The sequence below is a fragment of the Microbacterium sp. H6 genome (genome assembly GCF_003314775.1).
Taxonomy (GTDB): domain Bacteria; phylum Actinomycetota; class Actinomycetes; order Actinomycetales; family Microbacteriaceae; genus Microbacterium; species Microbacterium oxydans.
Genome location: NZ_QOAY01000093.1, coordinates 1 through 371, shown reverse-complemented (window position 1 = coordinate 371; position 371 = coordinate 1). Strand labels below are relative to the sequence as shown.

General features: G+C 70.9%; 1 pseudogene. It reads left to right on the top strand.

From position 1 onward, the window contains the following. Positions 1 to 184: pseudogene (locus DSP71_RS23220) on the top strand (D-alanyl-D-alanine carboxypeptidase); the annotation flags it as partial. Positions 185 to 371: the final 187 nt, after the last annotated feature.

Here is a 371-nt window from a genome sequence, read left to right as displayed (position 1 = left end):
GATGGACATCAAGCCCCCGCCGACCTATCGCGACGGCACGGAGGTGGGAACCGTCACCTGGACCGCCGGCCCGAACACCGTCACCGCTGCAGTCACGATCTCGGGCACCATCGACCAGCCGACGAAGTGGTGGCGGCTGACGCATCCCTCCGAGCTCGGTGCGATGACGGAGACCGAGGGCTGAAGACACAGTCGGCGGAGCGGGCATACGCTGAACCCATGCAGCCTCTCGTCGCCCCTGCCGCCGCGCTGGCGCCGGAAGAACTCGTCCGCACTGCGCGGCATGCGGTCCTCACCGGCATCGGCGAGGAAGGCCAGCGCCGCCTGAGCGCGGCTCGTGTCACCGTCGTCGGCGCGGGCGGGCTCGGCTC